Below are 4,552 nucleotides of genomic sequence, written 5' to 3' on the forward strand. Positions count from 1 at the left end.
AAACAGGCGTAAGCTGACCCGCGCGGAAAAGAAACAGATAGCGGCGGTTATCCGGCAGGCAAAGGGGGACGGCAAAGCCCACACCGCACAGCAGACCATTCCCTACCTTGCCATGTACCCGGACGGTATCTGCAAAGTGGCGCAGCGGAAGTATTCAAAGAGCATTGCTTTTGAGGACATTAACTATCAGCTTGCGCAGGCAGACGATAAGACCGCCATTTTTGAAAACTGGTGCGATTTCCTCAATTACTTTGACGCAAGCGTGAACGTGCAGCTTTCTTTCATCAATCAAGGCTCACAGCAGGAACAGGCAGCGCGGGCAATCCATATCCCGCCGCAAAATGACGATTTTAACTCTATTCGCACCGAGTATTCCGATATGCTGAAAATGCAGCTTGCCAAAGGGAACAACGGGCTTGTAAAGCACAAGTACATCACGTTTTCCATTGAAGCGGACAATCCGGCGGCGGCAAGGGCGCGACTTTCCCGTATCGAAACGGACGTACTCAACAATTTCAAGGTGCTTGGCGTATCGGCGCACCCCTTATCCGGCTATGAACGCTTAAAGGTGCTGCATGGGGTATTCCACCCGGCAGGCGAGCCGTTCTCATTCTCCTATGACTGGCTGACCCCGACAGGGCTTACCACAAAGGACTTTATCGCCCCGTCCTCTTTCAAGTTTGGGGAGGGACGCTACTTTGCTATGGGGAAAAAGACGGGGGCGGTGTCGTTCCTTGAAATCCTTGCCCCGGAGCTGAACGACCGTATCTTAGCGGATATGTTGGACTTGGAAACAGGGGTTATTGTCAATCTCCACATTAAAAGTATCGACCAGTCGGAAGCAATCAAGACCATTAAGCGCAAAATCACAGACCTTGACAAGATGAAGATTGAGGAACAGAAAAAAGCGGTTAGAAGCGGCTATGACATGGATATAATCCCGTCTGACCTTGCTACTTTTGGGAATGAAGCAAAGAACTTGTTGCAGGATTTACAGAGCCGAAACGAGCGAATGTTTCTCCTTACGTTCCTTGTGGTAAACATGGCAGACACGAAACGGAAACTGGAAAATGACATTTTCGCGGCGGCGGGCATTGCACAGAAATACAACTGCGCCTTGACCCGTCTTGACTATCAGCAGGAAGCGGGGCTAATGTCCTCTATCCCTCTTGGGGAAAACCTTATCCCTATTCAGAGAGGGTTGACGACGAGCAGCACCGCTATTTTTATCCCGTTCATCACGCAGGAGCTATTTCAGACCGGGGCTGCCCTGTATTATGGCTTAAATGCCCTGTCAAACAACATGATACTCTGCGACCGTAAACAGCTTAAAAACCCGAATGGGCTTATCTTGGGAACACCGGGCAGTGGAAAATCCTTTGCAGCAAAGCGGGAAATCACAAATGCCTTTCTCATTACTGACGACGATATTTTTATCTGCGACCCGGAAGCGGAATATTATGCCCTTGTAAAGCGGCTTGGCGGGCAAGTGATACGCCTATCCCCAACTGGGAAAGGCATGGACGGTACGCCCCAGTATGTAAACCCTATGGATATAAACCTTAATTACAGCGAGGACGACAACCCCCTTGCGCTGAAAAGTGATTTTATCCTTTCCCTTTGTGAGCTTGTCATTGGCGGCAAGGAGGGCTTGCAGCCCGTTGATAAGACCGTCATTGACAGGGCTGTAAGAAATGTGTACCGCCCGTTCCTTGCAGACCCCGACCCGGCAAAAATGCCTATTTTGGGCGACCTTTACGACGAGCTGCTAAAACAGCCGGAGCCGGAAGCTGCCCGCATTGCGGCAGCATTGGAGTTGTATGTTTCCGGCAGCCTTAATGTATTCAACCACAGAACGAATGTGGAGCTTTCTAACCGCCTTGTCTGCTTCGATATTAAGCAGCTTGGAAAACAGCTCAAAAAATTAGGTATGCTCATTGTGCAAGACCAGATATGGAACCGCGTTACCATTAACCGGGCAGAGAAAAAATCTACCCGCTACTATATGGACGAATTTCATCTGCTCTTAAAAGAGGAACAGACCGCCGCGTACAGCGTGGAGATTTGGAAGCGTTTCCGTAAATGGGGCGGCATACCCACAGCAATCACGCAGAACATCAAAGACCTTTTGGCAAGCCGCGAGGTGGAAAATATCTTTGAAAACTCTGATTTTGTCCTTATGCTCAATCAGGCACAGGGCGACCGGGCTATCCTTGCAAAGCAGCTAAATATCAGCCCACAGCAGATGAAATACGTTACCCACACCGAAGCGGGCGAGGGACTTATCTTTTACGGAAATGTGGTGCTGCCTTTTGTAGACCATTTCCCGAAAGATACCGAGCTTTACCGCATTATGACGACGAAGTCGGAGGAAGTGAGCAGCCTATGAAAACAGACGTGATTATCAACCGGGACGCGCTTTGTGCTTTGCAGGAATTACCCAGTGAAAGCGTCCATTGCTGCGTTACAAGCCCGCCCTACTTTGCGCTGCGGGACTATGGGCTTGACGCACAAATCGGACAGGAGGACACGCCGGAACAGTATATTGATAGGCTGACCGCTGTTTTTGGCGAGCTTTACCGGGTGCTTAGAAAGGACGGTACGTTATGGCTGAATATCGCAGACACCTATTGCGGTACAGGAAATAAAGGCGGCTATGCTGACCCGAAAAACCCAAAGGGGCGCACCGGACAGCGGATTGCAAGGAACAGCCGCGTTACCGGCTGCAAGCAAAAGGACTTAATCGGTATTCCCTGGCTCCTGGCGTTTTCCCTGCGGGAACAGGGGTGGTATCTGCGCAGCGATATTATATGGCAGAAACAAAATCCTATGCCGGAAAGCTGCAAAGACCGACCGACCCGCTGCTATGAACATATCTTCCTGCTTTCAAAGGAAAAGAAATATTACTATGACGCTGCCGCCATTGCAGAACCCTTAGCACCTACTACCGCAGAACGGTATCGCAGAGCGCGCAGCACCAACAGCAAATACACACTGGAAATACCCGGACAAGGAAAGGTGCAGGGACTAAACCGACCGCGGGACGGCGGCTACTATGACGACGCGCTCATGCCGACCACGCGGAACAAGCGGGACGTGTGGCTGATTAACACTGTCCCATATAAAGGGGCGCATTTTGCAGCTTTTCCCCCAAAATTAGCGGAAACCTGTATCTTGGCAGGCTGCCCCAAAGGCGGGATTGTCATAGACCCGTTTTTTGGAAGCGGCACCACAGGATTTGCAGCAAAAAGCCTTGACCGCCATTATATCGGGATTGAATTAAATGCAGAGTATTGCGCCCTTGCGAGGGCGCGGATTGGAGGTGCAGGACTATCAAGCAGTTAAAACCACGCGATAAAATCACACAGAAAATGACCCGCGACGGGCTTATTGAGGTAAACGAAACACAGCAGACCGCCGAGCGTATCAGCAGCCGGGAAGCAGACAGCGACTTTTCAAAGCCGGACAGTGCCGCAGCGGAACGCGCCATAGAACATCTTGACGCAGCACATACCCGAAAAACAAACAAAAAGGCAGTCAAAAAAGAGCAGGAAGCTACTGCTTTGCGTACTTCCACTTCCCGCTTACAGTTTACCGACGAGGAACGGGCAACGCCGGAACTGGAAACTTACATCAAAAAATCGGAAAACGCCGCTGACCGACTGGACGCAGTAAAGACAGCAATCCCGAAGCAAAAGAATCTGGTTAAGGAGCGCACCTTTGATGAAGCCGCAGGCAAGGCAAAGACCCGCTTACGCTTTGAAGAACAGGAAAAGCCCATACCCGGCGGCAAAGCCCACAGGAACCCGTTATCCCGCCCCGCGCAGGGAGCGGGTATTTTCGTCCACAACAAGATACATTCCGTTGAAAAGGACAATTGCGGCGTTGAGGGGGCGCATAAATCAGAGGAACTTGCCGAGCGCGGCGCGAAATACGGGGTGAGGAAATTAAAACAGGGCTACCGCAGCCATAAGCTCAAAACCTACCGGGAAGCAGCAAAGGCAGAAAAGGCAGCATTTAAGGCAAACGTCAACTTCCAGTATCACAAGACCCTGCACGACAACCCGCAGCTTACTTCTAACCCTCTTTCCCGTTTCATGCAGAAACAGCAGATAAAACGCCAGTATGCAAAGGCGGCAAAGAAAGCGGCTGCCTTTGCAGGACGACACCCGGCAGGCGTGATAATCGCTATCGCCGCGCTGCTTCTGTTCATCATGGTATCCGTAGGGCTTTCCTCTTGCGGGGCAATGTTTTCCGGCAGCATGAACAGCGTGTTAGGGACTTCCTACACGTCCGAGGACAGCGACCTTGTGGCAGTTGAAAACAACTATGCCGCATTGGAAAACGGGCTGCAAAGTGAGATTGACGCTATCGAAAGCACCCACCCCGGCTATGATGAATACCGCTATGACCTTGACAGTATCGGGCATAACCCCCACGAATTAGCGTCTTACTTGACCGCCTTCTTGCAGAGCTACACCCCGCAGAGCGCACAGGCAGAGCTTGAACGTATCTTTGCCATGCAATACACCTTGACGCTGACCGAGGAAGT

At 51.2% G+C, this 4,552-nt stretch carries 3 protein-coding genes; all 3 read left to right on the forward strand.

From position 1 onward, the window contains the following. Nucleotides 1–2,389, forward strand: a 2,389-nt coding sequence (locus ACMP1L_RS05065; RefSeq protein ID WP_475544517.1) for a VirB4-like conjugal transfer ATPase, CD1110 family, incomplete at its 5' end; no start/stop codon positions are given. Then, on the forward strand, nt 2,386–3,345 hold the full coding sequence (locus ACMP1L_RS05070; protein ID WP_118142530.1) for a DNA-methyltransferase: 960 nt from the start codon (nt 2,386–2,388) through the stop codon (nt 3,343–3,345). The genes ACMP1L_RS05065 and ACMP1L_RS05070, both read left to right, overlap by 4 nt. 26 nt (nt 3,346–3,371) lie before the next feature. Then, the coding region (locus ACMP1L_RS05075; protein ID WP_475544518.1) for a CD1108 family mobile element protein at nt 3,372–4,552 on the forward strand (1,181 nt) is incomplete at its 3' end.

Source organism: Ventrimonas sp. (genome assembly GCF_048380235.1).
In the GTDB taxonomy this organism is placed as follows: domain Bacteria; phylum Bacillota; class Clostridia; order Lachnospirales; family Lachnospiraceae; genus Brotaphodocola.

Bases quoted from the DNA above. Each gene is read 5' to 3' on its own strand.
- ACMP1L_RS05070 (WP_118142530.1), top strand. From the start codon at position 2,386: ATGAAAACAGACGTGATTATCAACCGGGACGCGCTTTGTGCTTTGCAG.